The sequence below is a fragment of the Sorangium sp. So ce185 genome, from assembly GCF_051526825.1.
GTDB lineage: Bacteria > Myxococcota_A > Polyangia > Polyangiales > Polyangiaceae > Sorangium > Sorangium cellulosum_D.
Genome location: NZ_CP150316.1, coordinates 5,753,497 through 5,770,454, shown reverse-complemented (window position 1 = coordinate 5,770,454; position 16,958 = coordinate 5,753,497). Strand labels below are relative to the sequence as shown.

Here is a 16,958-nt window from a genome sequence, read left to right as displayed (position 1 = left end):
GAGCCAATGCACGGATTGCATTCCGGTATCGGAATTGCTTTGCCGCCAAAAAAAGAAGGCGGTGCGCGACGATGGTCGGACAGAGACAAGCGCGAAGCGCGGCGCGGCGGACTCAGGACGAGCGGCCCCTACCCCCGACGGCCCGCCGCAGACGCGGCGCGACCTCGACGGACGTGGACGGTCCGCGCTCGTCCGCCGCGAAGGGACCAACGGACGGCGCCGCCGCGGCCCCGCGCCGGACGCTGACCTACGCGGATGCGCTCGAGGGCGCCCGGAGAGGGCCGTTCCCGGACGAGGTCGAACCCCAGCTCGCGACGCTCGTCACCGGGCCTCCGCAGGGCGACGGGTGGCTCTACGAGGTCAAGTTCGACGGCTACCGGATGCTCGCGCAGCTCCGCGGCGGCCGCGTGACGCTCCTGACCCGCCGCGGCCAGGACTGGACCGAGCGGTTCGCGAGCGTGCGCGACGACCTCGCCCGGTTGCCAGCCCGCGAAGCCGTGCTGGACGGCGAGATCGTCATCGTCGGGCCCGACGGCGTGACCGATTTCCAGGCCCTGCAGAACGCGCTCAGCGACGGAAATGACGGGCGCGAGGGGCGCCTGATGTACTTCGTGTTCGACCTGCTCTACCTGGACGGCCGCGATCTCCGCGACTGCGCGCAGGTCACCCGCAAAAGGGCGCTCAAGGCGCTGCTGGAGGAAGCGCCCGAGGAAGGGACCCTGCGCTACACGGAGCACCTCGAGGAGGACGGCGCCGCCGTGTTCCAGCACGCGTGCAAGCTCGGGATCGAGGGCGTCATCGCGAAGCGCCCGGAGGCTCCCTACCGGAGCGGGCGCGGGAACAGCTGGCTCAAGGTGAAGTGCGGCAAGCGCCAGGAGTTCGTGATCGTCGGATTCACCGAGCCGACCGGGGCCCGCCAGGGGCTCGGGGCCGTCCTCGTCGGCGTGAACAGGTCAGGCAAGCTCGCCTACGCCGGAAAGGTGGGCACGGGCTTCACGAACAAGACGCTCACGACCCTGCGCAGCCGTCTCGAGTCGATCGAGCGCGCCAAGCCGGCCTTTGCAGGGGCGCCGCGCATGCGCGGCGTGCACTGGGTCGAGCCCAAGCTCCTCGCCGAGGTCCAATTCTCCGCCTGGACGCGCGACGGGCGGCTGCGGCACCCGTCGTTCGAGGGCCTCCGCGAGGACCGCACCCCGGAGTCGGTCACCGTCGAGCGCGAGCAGCCCCCGCCGGCGCCGCCGCCCCGCAAGTCGGCCGGCGCGCCGAGCAAGGCGGTGAGCGCGGCCAGGAGCAAGGGGGCGAGCGCGGCAGCGGGCAAGGCGGTGAGCGCGGCCCTGAGCGAGGCGGCCGGCGCGGCGGGCAAAGGGGCGCGCAGGGCCACCAGCACGACGCCCGGCAAGGCGGCCGGCACGGCGGCGATCGAGGCGCCGGGCAAGGCCCCTCGCGGCGGCCGGGGCGGCGCCGAGAGGATCGAGGTCGCGGGAACGCGGCTGACGAACCCCGACAAGGTGCTCTATCCGGCGCAGGGGATCACGAAGCTCGCTCTCGCGCGGTATTACGCGCAGGTCGCCGAGCACATGCTGCCCTATGTCGCGAAGCGGCTGCTCACGCTCGTCCGCTGCCCCGCGGGTCAGGGCAAACCCTGCTTCTTTCAGAGGCACGAGGCCGAGGGGCTCTCGGAGGCCATCCGGCGGACGCTCGTCGAAGAGGACGATGGAACACGAACGTATCTCTACATCGAGAACACCGAAGGGCTGGTGTCGCTCGTGCAGATGGGGGCGCTCGAGATGCACATCTGGGGGAGCCGCGTCGACCGGATCGAGCAGCCGGACATGATGGTCTTCGACCTCGACCCGGCGCCGGAGCTCCCCTGGGAGCGCGTGGCCGAGGCCGCGAAGACCGTGCGGCACCTCCTGGAGACCCTGGGGCTGCGGAGCTTCGTCAAGACGACCGGCGGCAAAGGCCTCCACGTGGTGGTCCCGATCGAGGCGCGCAGGCGCTGGGACGAGGTGAAGCCGTTCACGAAGGCCGTGGCCGACGCGCTCGTGCGCTTCGATCCGGCGCGGTACATCGCGACGCTCTCGAAGGCCAAGCGCACCGGCAGGGTCTTCGTCGACTACCTGCGGAACGGGCGCGGCGCGACCGCCGTGGCGCCGTACTCGACCCGCGCGCGCCCCGGCGCAGCCGTGGCGACGCCGCTCTCGTGGGACGAGCTCGACGCGCCGCTCGATCCCGCCTCGTTCACCATCGAGACCGTGCCGCAGCGCCTCGCGACCATCGCAGATCCGTGGGCCGAGCTCCCGACCGTGCGGCAGTCCATCACCAGCGCCATGATGAAGCAGGTCGGGCTCTGACCTCCTCGCGACGTCCCCGGCAAACCCAGGAGCCGGTGAGCACACCGAAGAAGAGAGACACCTGCGACACAACGAATGTACCTTTCACTGACGTTATGTTCAGCGGGGTCGTACTATCGCAACATGGCGGCGTGCGCTTGGTTGACGATGCCGCGGGCGCGCTGCATCGTCCCCTGCGTCTGTCATGGCCAAGGATCGGGACTCCAGCGCGCTGGCGGAAATTGCAGAGCGACTCCACCAGTTCGACGGTGAGCCGCTGCGGGTCGCGTTTCTGGCGCGCGGCATCGATGCGCTCACCCAGGTCGCCGAGCGGCTCGATCAGCGCGAGCTCGGCGAGGTCGTCGCGTCGCCCAGCAACGCGGACGCCCTGGTGACGGCGCTCACGCAGCCGAGCGCCGTGGGCCTCTTCTCCGCTGCGGATCCGCTCACGCCGGCGCGCCTCCGCGGCCTCCAGGCGAGGGACGCGCTCCTCGCCGCCGAGGGGGGCGCGCTCACCGCAGAGGAGGTCGGCGAGGCGCTCCACCTCGCGCCGCAAGCCATCGAGGCGCGGCGCGCCGCCGGGAGGCTGCTGGCCGTGAGCATCGGCCGTCGGGGGCACCTCTACCCCGCATGGCAGTTCGCGGACGACGGCGTGCTGCCGGGGCTGGAGGAGATCCTGGCCCTCCTCGACGACCACCCCCCGCTGGCGAAGGTCCGGTTCTTCCTCTCCGGCAACCACCGCCTCGACGGGGATCGGCCGCTCGACCGGATTCGCCGCGGCGATCTGGATCCGGTGCGGCTCGTCGCGCGCACGTTCGGCGAGCAAGGCGCGGCCTGAGAGCGCGCCGCGAAGCCGACATGACGACGACGATCGGGCCGCATCCGGACCCGCCCTTCGACTTCGCGACGAGGCCGCTCCCCATCACGATCTTCCGGCGGTGCTGGTTCCGGATCCACGGGCTCGCGCGCGATCCGCTGTACTTCGGCCGCTCGGGCGACAACCGCTTCGACGCCCCGGCCGGGGAGTTCGGGGTGCTGTACGCCGGGAAGGACGAGCATTGCTCGTTCATCGAGGTGTTCGGGCACGCGACCGGCGTGCGCTTCGTGGAGCAAGGCGAGCTCGCCGCGCGCGGGCTCGCGCGCATCGCGCCGAGGCGCCCGCTGCGGCTCGTGAACCTCACGAGAGAGGGGCTCGCGCGCCTCGGGGCCGACGCCCGCCTGACCTCCGGCGAATCGTACGGGGCCGCGCACCGCTGGGCGCTCGCGATCCACGATCACCCGAGGCGACCCGACGGCATCGCCTATGCCGCGCGCCACGATCCGAGCCGCGTCTGCGCCGCCCTCTTCGAGCGCGCCAGCGCGGACCTCTCGGTCACCCGGCTCGGCTCCCTCGCGGATCCGGCGCACGCGGCGCTCCTCGCCACGATCCTGGACACCTACAAGTTCGGGCTCGTCTGAGCATCGACGCGCGGAGGGCCGCGCGGCGCCCCAGGCGCCTTGCCGCGCCGCGAGACGGCGGCGCCGGGCGCGGCGTGGGCGCGCCCGCCGGGAGCCACGCGCGTGCGCGCCGGGCGCGCGCGCGCCGGCACAGCCGGTGCTTCCCGTGAACACAGGCGCGCTGCGGCGGCGCCGCGGCGGGCGGTGGCCGCGGCGCGCGCGGCCGGGCCGGCGGGGGGTTCGATGAAAATCAAGAATCTGCGGCTGGAAACAGGCTATCTCGTGGAGCCCATCGCGCTCCAGAAGGGGCTCGCGATTCACCAGATCCAGATCGCGACGATCGGCGGCGAGGGGTCGTCTCGCGTCCGGCTCTCGCTCGAAGCCAATGTTTGCACGATCGACAGCTTCGGCGAGGCGAAGGCGTGCGCGCGGGGGGCGCCGATCCACCTGGACGCGGACGTGGAGCTCCTCGAGGAGTGCGATGAGAAGCAGCTGCTCGCCCTCAAGTTCGACGGCGGCAGCGGGCCGGCGCTCCGGCTGGCGATCCTGCCCCTCTGCGGCGCCGTCCAGCAGGCGATCGTGGCGCGGCTCCTCGTCTTCGGGGAGAGCGGCGAGCTCAAGGCCATCGTGCCGATGCAGGGATCGTCGGCGGGCTGCGTGGTGGCCTGAGCGAGCGCGGCGGCGCTGCCAGCGCCTGGAGCCCGGAAAGGGCGTCGTTCAGGAGCCGCGCGGGCCGCCGCCGGGCCCGAAAGGACCCGCCGGCCCTCCGGAGACGCCGTCGGGACCAGCGCCGTGGGGGCCGGGGGCGCCCTGCGGCGCGCCGTAGGCACCGGCGGGCGCACCGTAGGCGCCGGGCGGGGCCCCCGGAGGCGCACCGTGAGCGCCGGGCTGAGCGCCAGGGAAGGCGCCATAGGCGCCGGCGGGAGCCCCGTAGGCGCCGGCCGGACCGGGGGGAGCTCCAGGCGGCGCGCCGTAAGCGCCGGGGGCAGCGCCGTAGGCGCCGGGCGGGGCCCCCGGAGGCGCGCCGTAAGCGCCGGGCGGGGCTCCAGGCGGCGCGCCGTAGGCGCCGGGCGGGGCCCCAGGAGGCGCGCCGTAAGCGCCGGGCGGGGCCCCAGGAGGCGCGCCGTAAGCGCCGGGCGGGGCTCCAGGAGGCGCGCCGTAAGCGCCGGGGGCAGCGCCGTAGGCGCCCGCGGGAACGCCGTAAGCGCCGGCGGGAGCGCCATAAGCGCCGGCGGGAGCGCCATAAGCGCCCGCGGGAACGCCATAGGCGCCGGGCTGAGCCCCTGGTGGCGCTCCGTGAGCCCCCACCGGAGGATAGCCCCCGAGCGCGGCTGCGGTGGCCGGCCCCTGCCCGGGCGGGTACGCGGCCTCCATGGCGACGCGGCGGGGATTGGCCGGGTCGTAGCGCACCGTGACGACGCACCCCGGCTGGATACGAGGGGCCGCGAGCACCGACACGAGGGCGACCGTCTCCACCTGATAGGGCGGCATTCCCGGCGGCATCACCTCGAGGAGCAGCTTGAGGCTGTAGGAGTCCTGGGCGCCCATCGACACCTTCATGCCGGTCTCCTGGTACTGCAGCACGCGCGCCGCGCACGAGACGCCGATTCGAAGCAGCTGCTGCTGCTCCTGCTGCTGGGCCCGGAGCGGACCGAGGACCTTCTTCCAGACCCCGAAGAGGACCGCCGCAGTGATGCCGAGCGGCACGATGACGCTGAGCGCGATGATCAGCAGGGTGGACGTCATCGGGTCAGCGTACCAGGCCGGCGCCCCGGCGCACCAGGGCGTCGGCGCCCGTCATCGCCGATCGCGCCGCGCGCGTCGGGGAGCCCCGCGGAGCTCAGGGGCAGCGGCGGTACGTGAGGGCATAATCGATCCGGACCTGCACGTCGGTGGTGTCGTTCGTGAGGACCCCGGAGCTCGACGGCGCGAGGCGGTTCGTGACGTAAAGGCTCGTCTTGATGTTGAGCGGCCGCACCGTGCCGCACTCGGACCAGACCGTGGTCGCGAACGCGTCCGTGCGCGAGAAGTCGTTCGTGAACGGCCCGATCATGCTCCATGTGAGCGGCCCCGAGGTGAGCGGCGAGCCCGAGAAATAATACGATGTCTCGTGGAGCCCGTGGACGCCCGGCTCCAGGTCGGCAAAGCCGCGGTACGTGGCGTCGAAGATGGCCACCTGCCATCCCGGATCGAACCGAAGATCCACGGCCAGCTGGCAGAACGCGCGGTTCGCGGCGCGCGCGGCGTTCGGGCCGGCGTGCGCCTCGAACTGGTCGAAGATGACCGTCAACGCCTTTTGATCCGGCGAGATCACCCCCGCGGCGGAGCCGACGGGACATCCGCTGCCGGCGTAGGTGAACGCCTCGATCCGCGCATTCTGCGCCAGCGCCGGAAATGCGAAGAGAAACGCCGAAGAAAAGCCGAACGCCCATCGCAGCAACATGCTTGCCCCCCTTTTCATCTTCAGACGACATCGCGTCGCCGTCCGTCGGCGCCAGCGCGCGTCACCGCTGTCGCAAGCCAGCCGACATGTCATGACGAGCATGCGATGGCGGCGCGCTCCGCGCAACCTGCGCGGGGCGCCCACGCGCGGCGCCCGCGCCGCGGATTGAGCGGAATCCATCGAGCGGCGTGAGATCCGCGGGACGCACGGACATTCGACCGGATCCCGGAGCGCAGGCGAGATGCGGAGAGGCGGCTCAGGGCGAGGCGGCGACGCGGAACACCGGGACGAGGTTCACGCGCTCGTCCCAGGAGGGGTGGCGCTGATAGAAGAAATCGAGCCGGGCCTTCGCGTCCTTCGCGAACGCGGGATCGCGCAGGCGCGCCTCGAACTCGGCGCGCAGCGCCGGATCGGCGGCCAGCATGCGGCGCGCCTCCTCCTCGGCGACGTAGGCCTCCATGTACTCTTTGCGCTCGAAGGCGGCGTTGAAGAAGCCCCAGGCCACGAGGGAGTCGGGCGCGAGCGGCTCGAGGAGGTGCATGACGAGGGGCGCCCGCGGCTGCGCGATGGGTACGAAGAGCGAGCCGGCCGGCAGATCTTGTCGCTCCGGCCGGAAGGCGCCCTTCAGCTCGACGGGCGTCCGGCCCTCGAAGGACGGCTCGTAAGCCACCGCGTCGGCCCGGAACGCCTCGACGGCGAAGCCGGGGCGCGCCTCGGGCAGGAGCTCGTAACGCACGCCGTGCAGGCGCAGCTTGTCGGCCACCCAGGCCGCGTGCGCCGCCGGGACGACATAGCCGGCGGCGGGCGCGGTGATGGTCAGATCCGGCTCGAGCCGGTCGAACAGCGGCACGCGCCAGATCTCCGGGCGGGACTCGTCGTAGCGGGTCCACGTGCCGCCCGAGATCTCCGAGGCGCGCTTCTCGTAGGCGTACCCGCGGAACGGGAAGATGCGCGGGACCGGCCCCGCGCGGTGCGTGAGGGCGAAGGGGGCGCCGGCGAGGCGCGCGGCGGCGGCGTCCGCGCGATCGGCCGCCGCGCGGAGGGCGCCCGCGCCGCCGGCGGCGGCACGTTCAAGGAGCGCCGCGAGCAGGTCGTGGACCGCCCGCACGCGCGCGGCGTGGGCGGCCCAGCTGTGCGTCTCGACGAGCACGCCGACGCGGTTGCGGGCGGCGCTGTAGCTCTGCGAGTAGCGCGGCGGCCCCGGCTTGGCCGAGATGCCCGACGCGGGGTCGTCGTCCTCGCGGAACGACGGGTAGAACGGGAGCGGCAGGTGACCGAGCGCCGAGAGGCGCGCCTGGAGCGCGTCGGAGAGCTCGCGCGCCGCGGCGTCGAGGTCGCCAGGGTGCGGCGTCGAGGGCTCGACGATGACCGCGACGTCGTGCTGGAACTTCGCGCCGTCGGTCGTGTGCAGGTCGACCTGGACCACGGGGTCCCAGGCGTCGAGGAGGGCCAGCATCGCCCGCATCTCGGGCGCCTCGGCCTTCATGTAATCGCGGTTCAGGTTGAGGTTCTGGCCGGTGGTGCGGAAGCCCATCTCCTCGGGGCCGCGCTGGTTGGGCCGCTGGTTTCGGCGGAAGCGCTCGTGGCCGTCGACGTTGAACACGGGGACGAAGAGCGCCGTGGTCGCGGCGAGTGCGCCGGGCGCCATGGCGCCGTCGAGCAGCTCGCGGAGCGCCCAGAAGCCGCCGTCCTTGCCGTCGATCTCGCCGGCGTGGATGCCGCCCTGGAACAGGATCACCGGGCGCCGCTTCGCCCGCGCCGCGGCGGGGTCGAGCGCGCCGTCGTCGGAGGCGGCGATCGCGAGCATCGGCCTGCCCTCGGGCGTCGCGCCGAAGCGGAAGCAGCGGGCGCGGCCCGGATAGGCCTGCTCGAAGCCGGCGCACAGCCGCTCGACCTCGGCGTAGCGGCCGGTGCGCTGGAAGCCGGTCCGCTCGGCCTCCGTGACGAGCGACGGCGGCCGCGCGCGCGGGGTGATGACGAGCGCCGATGCGAGCGCGGGTCGACCGGCGGCTCCGGCCGCCGGCGAGCCGGGCGCGGGGGCCTGGCAGGCCACGAGCAGCGAGATCAGCGCGATTCCACGGGAAATGACGCGGCCAGCGAGCGCGGCGCGGGGGCGTGACATCGCGGGAGTCGACCAAATTCCGCGGTCAACGGCAAGGCGTGCTCCCATCGTCGGGCGCGAGGTAAGCTCGCCCTGGATGAGCGCGCTCCCTTCCCGTCGTGCGCTGGCCCTCGGAGCGGCCCTGATCGGAGGCGCGGCGCTGCTCACCCCGCTCGGCATCGCGTCGCTGCGGCGCACCGAGGCGGAGCGCGGCGAGGCCCCGGCGGGGTCGGCGGCGGCGCCCGGGCCGGGGGCCGCGGCGGCGGCGCCCGGGGATGGCGGGGCGCTCCCGGCCGACGGCGGGGCCGGCTTGCTGGACGACGGCGGGGCCAGCCTCTCGGACGGCGGCAGGGACGCGGGCCCGGCGCTGTTCGAGAAGCCCGTGTGGTCGGAGGCGTCGCGCGCGGCCACCTACGGGGGGCTCTCGAGCGACGCGTGCGACCGCGAGCTGAAGCGCCGCGGGATCCCCCACGCCCCGGCGCCGCGCGGCGCCCCGCTGGTCGACCGGCCGGTCCGGATCACCGGCGCGCTGCGCGGGGTGACGTTCCGCGGCGACGGCGTGGCGAAGCCGCGGTCGACCTCGGTCTTCGACATCGCCGATTGCCGGCTGGTCCTCGCGCTCGACGATCTCGCCGCCTTCCTCGCGACGCGCGGGATCGCCGAGGTGGTGCACGTCAGCATCCACCGGCCCGCGCCCGCCGGCACGTCCGCGCCCAAGCCGAAGAAGCCAAAAAAGGCGCAGAAGACGCCCGCGAAGCCGCCGGCGGGCAAGAAGACCTCGACGGGCGCGGCCAAGGCGGCGAAGAAGGGCGCGGTCGCCCCGAAGCCGCCGGCGCCGGCGCCCGGGCGTCCCAGCCAGCACGCCCTCGGGCTCGCCATCGACGTGGCCGCCTTCGTGAAGGCCGACGGCGCGCGGCTCGACGTGAAGACCGACTGGCACGGCGCCATCGGCGCGCCGCCGTGCGGCCCCGGGTCGGAGCCGAAGGAGCCGAGCCCCCACGCCCTCGAGCTGCGGGAGATCATCTGCGCCGTTCATACGAGCGGGCTGTTCAACGTGGTGCTCACGCCCAACGCGAATGAGGCGCACGCGGACCATTTCCACTTCGATATCAAGCGAGACGCGCGCTACTTCCTGCTGGAGTGAGCCGCCGCGCACGGGCGGCGCCGCTCGCGTTCCGTCTCTTCGGCTCCCGTAGAGGGCGCTCAGTACAGCGGGTGGAGCGCGATCAGCTCCGCGATCTCGTCGAGCTCCGGATCGCCGCCCGAGTTCGCCGCGAGCACCTGCTCGCGCGCCGCGCGCAGCGCCGCGGACGAGCTGCTCTTGAGCGCCTCGGCGTAGGCCACGATGGCCTTGCCCTTGACGAGCTGCTCCTTGCTCCCGGCGACGAGCTCCGCGAGGGTCGCCTCGCGGCTCGCCTCCTTCGGCTCATGGGTGAGCGGCGTCTGCCACCGCGCGCGCACCGTCAGGGCGTCGGCGTCGTCGATCACGCCGGGATCGCACCCGCGCACGATCTGGTTGAAGATCATCGCGTCGCCCGGCGCGAGGTGCTGCGGCTCGACCTCCTGGGGATCGGTCGAGTACTCCTCGCCATAGAACTTCTCCATCTTGAAGTACCACGGCAACGTGAGCTCCACCTGCACGCCGCGGGCTGCCACCTCCATCACTTCGTCGAAGCGATCCCGGAACATGTGGAACGCCTCCTCCACGTCGTCGAGGTAGACATAGGCGCCGCGCCCCTTGTCGGTCACGGTATCCATGAGCACATCGTTGTAGCCCAGCGCCGACCCCGTCCCCACGCCGACGAGGTAGATGGCCTCCTTGTCGGCGTCCTCCGCGTGCCGCGCGATGAGATCCGCAGAGGTGACTCCAACGTTGGCGCCGCCGTCGCTGACCAGGATCACCCGGTTGATCCGGCCCTCCTCGTAGTGCTCCTGGGCGAGCTGATATCCGACCCGGAGGCCATTCTCGAGATCGGTGCCGCCGCTCGCGGAGAGCGCGTCGGCCGCCTCGAGCAGCGCGGGGTCGTCCGGGCCGCTCACCACGTGACCGCTCAGGATCACCGAATTGGTGGTGTTCCACGTGACCATGTTCACGACGTCGCCCTCGGACAGGCTCGCGGCGACGGCGCGCACCGCAGCCCTCTCGCGCTCCATCGGCTCGCCTTCCATCGAGCCGGAGGTATCGAGGACGAACGTGACCGCGACGGGACGGCGCGGGGCCGGCGGGTCGAACGCGCGCACGCCGATCTGCAGCGTGTAGGTCCCCGCCTCCTCGCCGGGCTCGATCTGGGGCTCGACGCGGAGCTCGCCCTCGTCCGGGGCGGCGTAATCGATGCGGTAGTAGTTGAGGAACTCGTACGTGCGCACCTGCCACGGCTCCGGCGCGACGCCCGCGCGGAGGAGCTCGCGCGCATGCACCGGCGAGCTCATCGAATTGGAGTCGTCGGACGACACGTACAGGACCACGGGCTGGCTCGAGTCGAGCCCCTCGCAGGTGAACGCCGCGGGAGCCCCGGCGTCCTCGCCCGGCAAAGGCACCGGGGGCGGGTCTTCCACGCCGACGTTCCCGTCGCCCGCGCCGCCCGCGCCGCCCGCGCCGCTGCTCGCGCCGGTGCCGGCGCCGCTGCTCGCGCCGGTGCCGCCGCTGCTTACGACGCCGTCGCCGCGGGGCGGCTCCGGGGTGGGATCTGCGGGGCCGACGAATCCCCCGGGCTCGGAGGCATCATTCACGGTGCAGGCGACGAAGCCGGCGCCGCCGAGGAGGACCACCGATACGGCACGAAGATAGAGAGATATCGCAGCGGGAACGGTTCGCACAGGCGTCCTCCTCCGCGATGCGACCGCATCGCGCTCGGGGCGACCCGCCGAGCAACCCGGATGCCGCGCGCGCGACGCCGTCCGGCCGCCGCCCCGATGCGCAACGCCGCCGGCCCGAATGCGCGCGCCGGCTCGCGCGGGTTCTGCGGCCCGAACCACGATCGCCAGCGCTACGGCCGCACAAATCCCATGACGTCGTTGTCCGGTCCGCGTCTCAGCATGGCGCATGCTGGCGTCACTCGACCCACATCGAATGCGAAACAGGCTTCGCGGGGGCCTGAGGCCGCCCACGACGAAGAAAAGGACGGGCGTGCAATCTGGACAGACGCGGTTCTTCGTGCGACTTTTTGGAAAGAACATGTCGATCCGGTGTCGCAGCCATGTTCGCAGCTTTTCCGCAGGCGAGGTGCACTGGGAGGAGTGGAGCCCTCCCCGGAATGGCGACCCGGACAGGCGCACCGTGGTCCTGGTGCACGGCCTGTCCGATAGCTGTAGGACCTGGAACCGGCTCGCGCCCGCGCTCGCGGCCGGAGGGCGCCGGGTCGTCGCGCTCGACCTGCCCGGCCACGGACACTCGGCCCGTCCGGACGCTCCCTACACGGTCGCCTGGTACGCGAGCGTTGTCGCGGAGTGGATCCGCGCCCTCGGGCTCAGCGATTTCGATCTGATCGGGCACTCGTTCGGCGGCAGCGTCTCGATGTGCGTGGCGATCGAGCGGCCGGGGCGCGTGCACCGCCTCGGGCTGGTCGCCGCGGGCGGCATCGGGAGCGAGGTCGCGCTGCCGCTGCGCTTCGCCGCGGTGACAGGGCTGCTGGAGCTGGCCGCGCCGGTGCTCATGGGCGTCGGCACCCACGCGGGGATGCTGGTGCTCGGCGGCAACTTCAACGCGGAGGAGCGCCGGCACCTCGCCCGCGTGAACGCGCGGCCCGGCACGGCCCGCGCGCTGTCGCGCACGCTCCGCCACGCGATCGATCTGCGCGGCCAGCGCGAGCACCTCATGGACATCGCGCACCGGATCCCGGAGATACCGCCGGTCGCCGTCTACTGGGGCGAGCGCGATCCCGTGATCCCGGTGCGCCACGCGGCGGACATCGATCGCTACCTGGAGGGCGTGGCGGTGCGCCGCTTCGCGAAGGCGGGGCACTACCCGCACCGGGAAGCTGTGGCCGATCTCGCCCCCGAGCTGCTGCGTTTCCTCGACGAGCCTCGGCCTGCGCCGCGCCTGCGCGCCGGGGCGCGCGCGCCCCGCGCTGCCGCCGCGGCGGTCGCGGCGCCGGCCAGCCCGCGGTGGCAGCCGTGGGCGGACGCCCCGGTCCGGCAATGGGCGATGCGCTCGCTCTCACCGCTGCTCCGGCAAACACCGCAGCAGGACCCCGGCGACTCCGTGTCTCCCGCCGACCTCGGGAGCCGGCCGCCGCCCGTCCCCTGCTGACGGCGCGCGGCCCCGCCGGCGCCGCGCCGCCCCTTCCCTGTTGACGCCCCGCCCCCGGGTGCGGTTCTCTCGGGCGCCGGTGCAACTCGAATGTGAGACCTGCGGCGCCTCGCTGCGCGTCGAAGCGGACCAGCGGACCGCGGTGTGCCCCTACTGCGCGTCGCCGTCGGTCGTGGAGCGGCCGCCCTCGAACGACCGGCCGTCGCCGCACTTCGTGCTCGGGTTCGCCATGGCCAGGGAGAGCGCGCAGGGCGCCGTCGCGGCGTGGCTCGGGAAGCGGAGCCTCTTCGTGCAGTCGAGCGTCAAGAAGGGCACCATCGACGCGATCCGCGGCGTCTACACGCCCGCGTACCTGTACTCGGCGATGGCGCAGACGCGCTACGCGGCGCAGATCGGCGAGAATTACCAGGAGACCGAGACGTACACGACGACCGACGACAAGGGGAACACCGTCACCCGCACGCGCGTCGTCACGAGGACCGAGCACCGGCACCTCGAAGGCCAGCACGCCACCTACGTCATGGATGTGCTCGTCGTGGCGTCGCGCGCCGTCCAGAACGCCGAGCTCGAGGCGATCGAGCCGTTCGACCTGCGCACGATGCGGCGCTACACGCCCGCGGTCCTGAGCGGCTGGGTCGCCGAGGAGCCGACCATGACGCAGGCGGAGTGCTACGCCCTCGCGCGGCGGGAGGCGCTCGAGAAGGTCGGCCGCGACCTCCCGGGCTTCATGCCCGGGGACAGCCACCACGGCCTCACCCACGAGACGCGCCTCGACCAGGAGACGCTCGAGCTCATCTATGTGCCCCTCTGGGTGCTCGCGATCCGGCACGACCCGCGCAAGCCGCCCTTCCGGGTCCTCATCAACGGTCAGACCGGCGCCATCCACGGCAAGGCGCCCCTCTCCTGGGTGAAGATCGCCCTCGCCGTGCTGCTCGCGATCCTGCTCCTCGCGGCGCCGTTCGTCCTGGCCGCGGCCCGCGACCGCGACCCGGCCGAGCGGCGCGGCGTCGCGCGGCCGCCGGCCCCCGCCGCCGCGCCCGCGCCGGCCGAGCGCGCCCGCCCCGGCGGGAGCAGGCCCACCCCGACCGGAGGGGCGCGATGAGCATGAGCGTTGGCGTCTCGCCGGCCGCGGCGCGGTGCTGCGCGCGCTGCCAGGGGCCGCTGGAACCGGGCGACCTGCGCTGCGCCGTCTGCGGCCTCGCCGCGCCGCTGGACCGCGGCCCGGCCCCGCCGCCGGTGCAGGTGCTGCGGTGCACCGAGTGCGGCGCCGCGGTGGCGTACTCGGCCGAGGCGCAGGCGCCGAAGTGCCGCTTCTGCGGCGCGGTCACGCGGCTGGAGCAGCCGGTCGACCCGGTCGACCAGGCCGACTGGCTGCTCCCGTTCAGGGTGCCTCCCGCGGAGGCCGACCAGGCGCTGCGGCGGTGGATGTCGACGCTCGGCTTCTTCCGGCCGTCGGACCTGTCGCAGGCGGCGACCGTGGAGGGGCTGCGCCCGATCTGGTGGGCGGGCTGGCTCGTCAACGCGGACGCGGTGGTGAGCTGGACGGCGGACTCGAACGCGGGCGCCCGGCGGAGCGCCTGGGCCCCCCACGCCGGACAGACGCAGCTGCCGTTCCGCAGCCTGCTCGTGTCCGCGTCGCGCGGGCTGTCGCTCGACGAGGCCCGGGAGCTCGCGCCGCGCTTCCGGCTCGACCAGGTGGTGCCGGTCGCGCAGCGGTCCCAGCAGCAGCTCGGCCCAGAGGACGCGGTGCTGGAGCAGTTCGACGCGCAGCGCTCGGCGGCGCGGAAGATCGTCAGCGAGCGGATCGCCGCGGCCGCGGAGGCGGCGCTGAAGCAGGGCGTGATCCCCGGGTCCACCTTCCGCAATGTGCACGTGGCGGTGCTCCTGCGCGCGCTCGAGACGCGCCGGGTGGCGCTTCCCTCGTACGTGCTCGCCTACCGCTACGAGGGGCGCAGCTACCGCGCCGTCGTGCACGGTCAGGACGCGAGCTGCGTCACGGGCACGGCGCCGATCGCGTGGGGCAAGGTGGCGCTCGTGGTCGTCGGCGCGCTCGCGCTGATCGCGATCGTCGTCGCGGCGCTCGCGCTCACGCGCGCTGGGTAGCTTCGCCAGCGCCGCGCGACAGCCCTCCTGACGCTGCGCAAGGCGGCGGCTCGCGCTCGCGCGGAACGCGCGGACGGCTGTGGCGGAATGCCTCTAGCGCACGCTGGGTGCGGCACAACAGGGCCGTTCATCGCGCGATCTCGCGGGTGAGCCGGCCGTGGTCCGGATCTCGCAACTGACGGCGGGACTCAACGGAGGAGACCATGGAAACTGGGTCGCGAGAGAAGCTGCTGGAGATCCTCAAGAAGTTCCGGAATGCCATGCTCGTCACGCAGGCCAACCACGGCTCGCTGCGGGCGCGTCCCATGGCGCTGGTGAAGGTCGACGACGGCACCGGGGACATCTGGTTCATGACGAGCATCGACTCGGGCAAGATCGACGAGATCGAGTCGAATCCGGAGGTGAACGTGACGCTCCAGGAGGAGCGCCGCTTCCTGTCGCTCTCGGGTCGCGCGTCGATCGTGAGGAGCCGGGCGAAGATCGAGGAGCTGTGGTCGGAAGAGGCCAGGGTCTACTTCCCGAAGGGCAAGGACGACCCCCACCTCGCGCTCATCCATGTGACCCCGCGCGAGGGCGAGTACTGGGACAACCAGGGCACGGCCGGGCTCCGGTTCCTGGTCGAGGCGGTCAAGGCCTACGTCACCGGGACGACCCCGAAGACCGACGCCAGCCAGCACGCCGCGGTGCCGCTCAACGGCGGGCCGACGAGCGACGGCCGGGTGGCCGCGCGGTAAGCGATCTCCACCGCGGCGAGGAGCGCTGCGCCGGCTCGCTCTGGCGCAGCGCTCCGACGCGTCGATGCGGCCGACGTGGCGCGGCGCCGCATGCGACATCGCGCCTCACTGCCCTCTGCGGCGCTCCTGAGTCTGCCCCCCTCCCCCCAGCATCGAACCGGCGCGCGTAGCAGATCGCTCCGCCCGTGCAGGCTGGCCCCACCTCCACGATCCCGCGCGAGGAACGAACGCCGCGCCGCGCGCGGCGAGCGCGCGAATCCAGCGGACGCGGCGAGTCCGCGAGCGCCCGCGCGCCGGGGGACCAGCGGGACGGAGCGTGGCGCATCCCTTGCTTTTCATGGAATTGCACCGTGCTCACCTTCTGAGATGGACGTGACGCGGGAACCCGTCAGCAGCGAGGTCAGGCATGGGGATCTTCACGATATCTCGTCGAGCTCAGATGATGATGGTCGCGGCGGCCGCGGTCGTTGTCATCGTGGGGTTACGCTACGCCGAGCCGTTCCTCGTGCCGGTGCTGTTCGGGATCGCGCTCGCGGCCATCTCCTCGCCCATCGCGAGCTGGGTGACGCGGCGGGGGCTCCCCCCGGCCGTCGGGGCGCTGGCGGCGCTCGTGGTCGACCTCGCGATCCTGGCCTTCGTGGGGGCGGTGGTCACCATCGCCGGGGTGGAGCTGGAGGAGAAGGTGCCGGCCTACCTGGCGCGCGCCTCGGAGATCACCGTGGCGATCGCCGCGACGCTCACGGAGCGCGGGCTGCCGGTGAACCCGGAGTTCCTGTCCAAGACGCTGCACACGGCGTCCCTGGTGCCGCTGCTCGGCGGGGCCGCGGTGACGGTCGCCAGCGCGGCGTCGAACCTGGGCATGGTGCTCCTCGTCGTCTTCTTCGCGCTCTGCGAGTTCGCGGGCGCCGGCGCGAAGCTCCGGGCGATCATCGCGGACCCCGGCCGCGGGCTCGAGCACGTCGACCGCATCGTGCGCGAGGTGAAGAAGTACCTGCTCGTGAAGATGCTGACCAGCCTGCTCGTCGCCGTGCTCGCCTACGTGATGCTGGTCCTCCTGGACGTGGACCTGGCGCTCCTCCTGGCGTCGAGCCTGTTCGTCCTGCACTTCATCCCGAACATCGGCGCGGCGGTGGCGACGATCCCGGCCGTGCTCGCCGCGCTGGCGAGCCAGGGGCCCGGGACCGCGGCGATCGTGGCGATCGGGTATCTGCTCATCAACCTGCTGGTGGGCAATGTGCTGGAGCCGCGGGTCCTCGGGCGGACGCTGGGGCTGTCCCCGCTCGCCGTGCTGCTCGGGATGCTCTTCTGGGGCTGGCTCTGGGGGCCGTCGGGGGCGCTGCTGTCGGTGCCGATCATGATGGTGGCGAAGATCACGCTGGAGAACGTGGAGGGGCTGTCGTGGATCGCGCGCGTCATGGAGCCGGCGCCGGAGGAGCACGAGCCGGAGGCGGCGCCGAGCGAGGAGCAGGCGCCGCCGTCGCTGCTGCGTCCGAGCGTGGCGGGAGCGCGGAGATCGGGGTGAGCGAGGTTGTGCCCGGCCAGGGGGCCGGCGAGGGAG

14 protein-coding genes are annotated in these 16,958 nt (G+C 73.2%); 10 read left to right on the top strand and 4 right to left on the bottom strand.

The window, feature by feature from the left end; translation table 11 throughout:
• Window positions 1-173: 173 nt before the first annotated feature.
• The 4 genes from ligD to WMF26_RS21060 all read left to right on the top strand — a co-directional run bounded on the left by ligD (window position 174) and on the right by WMF26_RS21060 (window position 4,439).
• Window positions 174-2,354: a DNA ligase D gene (ligD, locus tag WMF26_RS21075; protein WP_438001802.1), complete on the top strand. Its 2,181-nt coding sequence runs from the start codon at window positions 174-176 to the stop codon at window positions 2,352-2,354.
• Between the two features lie 184 nt (window positions 2,355-2,538).
• Window positions 2,539-3,171 (top strand): hypothetical protein, encoded by a 633-nt coding sequence (locus tag WMF26_RS21070; protein WP_438001801.1) that lies wholly within the window; start codon window positions 2,539-2,541, stop codon window positions 3,169-3,171.
• A 20-nt stretch (window positions 3,172-3,191) separates the two neighbouring features.
• Complete coding sequence (locus WMF26_RS21065) at window positions 3,192-3,791, top strand: RES family NAD+ phosphorylase (RefSeq protein ID WP_438001800.1); 600 nt, start codon at window positions 3,192-3,194, stop codon at window positions 3,789-3,791.
• 222 nt (window positions 3,792-4,013) lie between these two features.
• Complete coding sequence (locus tag WMF26_RS21060) at window positions 4,014-4,439, top strand: hypothetical protein (RefSeq protein ID WP_438001799.1); 426 nt, start codon at window positions 4,014-4,016, stop codon at window positions 4,437-4,439.
• Window positions 4,440-4,487: 48 nt separating this feature from the next.
• Here the strand turns inward: WMF26_RS21060 and WMF26_RS21055 are convergent, their stop codons facing one another.
• From WMF26_RS21055 to WMF26_RS21045, 3 genes are all read right to left on the bottom strand, one after another.
• The gene (locus tag WMF26_RS21055; protein ID WP_438001798.1) at window positions 4,488-5,516 is read right to left on the bottom strand and encodes a hypothetical protein; all 1,029 of its coding nucleotides are present in this window, start codon (window positions 5,514-5,516) and stop codon (window positions 4,488-4,490) included.
• Window positions 5,517-5,610: 94 nt separating this feature from the next.
• Window positions 5,611-6,213 carry a DUF4360 domain-containing protein gene (locus tag WMF26_RS21050; protein ID WP_438001797.1) on the bottom strand — a complete coding sequence of 201 codons (603 nt, stop codon included), beginning with the start codon at window positions 6,211-6,213 and terminating at the stop codon, window positions 5,611-5,613.
• Window positions 6,214-6,469: 256 nt separating this feature from the next.
• A complete protein-coding gene (locus WMF26_RS21045) occupies window positions 6,470-8,335 on the bottom strand; it encodes a M14 family zinc carboxypeptidase (protein ID WP_438001796.1) in 1,866 nt (621 codons plus the stop codon).
• 76 nt (window positions 8,336-8,411) lie between these two features.
• Here WMF26_RS21045 and WMF26_RS21040 point away from each other — a divergent pair, with 76 nt between their 5' ends.
• Window positions 8,412-9,458, top strand: a complete 1,047-nt coding sequence (locus tag WMF26_RS21040) for an extensin family protein (protein WP_438001795.1) — start codon at window positions 8,412-8,414, stop codon at window positions 9,456-9,458.
• A 59-nt stretch (window positions 9,459-9,517) separates the two neighbouring features.
• On the opposite strand, the gene WMF26_RS21035 is transcribed toward WMF26_RS21040, so the two are convergent.
• Window positions 9,518-11,131, bottom strand: a complete 1,614-nt coding sequence (locus tag WMF26_RS21035) for a vWA domain-containing protein (RefSeq protein ID WP_438001794.1) — start codon at window positions 11,129-11,131, stop codon at window positions 9,518-9,520.
• A gap of 358 nt (window positions 11,132-11,489) precedes the next feature.
• Between WMF26_RS21035 and WMF26_RS21030 the strand changes: the two genes are divergently transcribed.
• The 5 genes from WMF26_RS21030 to WMF26_RS21010 all read left to right on the top strand — a co-directional run bounded on the left by WMF26_RS21030 (window position 11,490) and on the right by WMF26_RS21010 (window position 16,922).
• The gene (locus tag WMF26_RS21030; RefSeq protein WP_438001793.1) at window positions 11,490-12,563 is read left to right on the top strand and encodes an alpha/beta fold hydrolase; all 1,074 of its coding nucleotides are present in this window, start codon (window positions 11,490-11,492) and stop codon (window positions 12,561-12,563) included.
• Window positions 12,564-12,603: 40 nt separating this feature from the next.
• On the top strand, window positions 12,604-13,665 hold the full coding sequence (locus tag WMF26_RS21025; RefSeq protein WP_437338838.1) for a hypothetical protein: 1,062 nt from the start codon (window positions 12,604-12,606) through the stop codon (window positions 13,663-13,665).
• A complete protein-coding gene (locus WMF26_RS21020; protein ID WP_438001792.1) occupies window positions 13,662-14,666 on the top strand; it encodes a zinc ribbon domain-containing protein in 1,005 nt (334 codons plus the stop codon). The genes WMF26_RS21025 and WMF26_RS21020 overlap by 4 nt, the downstream gene beginning before the upstream one ends.
• A 203-nt stretch (window positions 14,667-14,869) precedes the next feature.
• Complete coding sequence (locus tag WMF26_RS21015) at window positions 14,870-15,400, top strand: pyridoxamine 5'-phosphate oxidase family protein (protein ID WP_020736186.1); 531 nt, start codon at window positions 14,870-14,872, stop codon at window positions 15,398-15,400.
• 439 nt (window positions 15,401-15,839) lie between these two features.
• Window positions 15,840-16,922: an AI-2E family transporter gene (locus WMF26_RS21010; protein WP_438001791.1), complete on the top strand. Its 1,083-nt coding sequence runs from the start codon at window positions 15,840-15,842 to the stop codon at window positions 16,920-16,922.
• Window positions 16,923-16,958 lie beyond the last annotated feature (36 nt).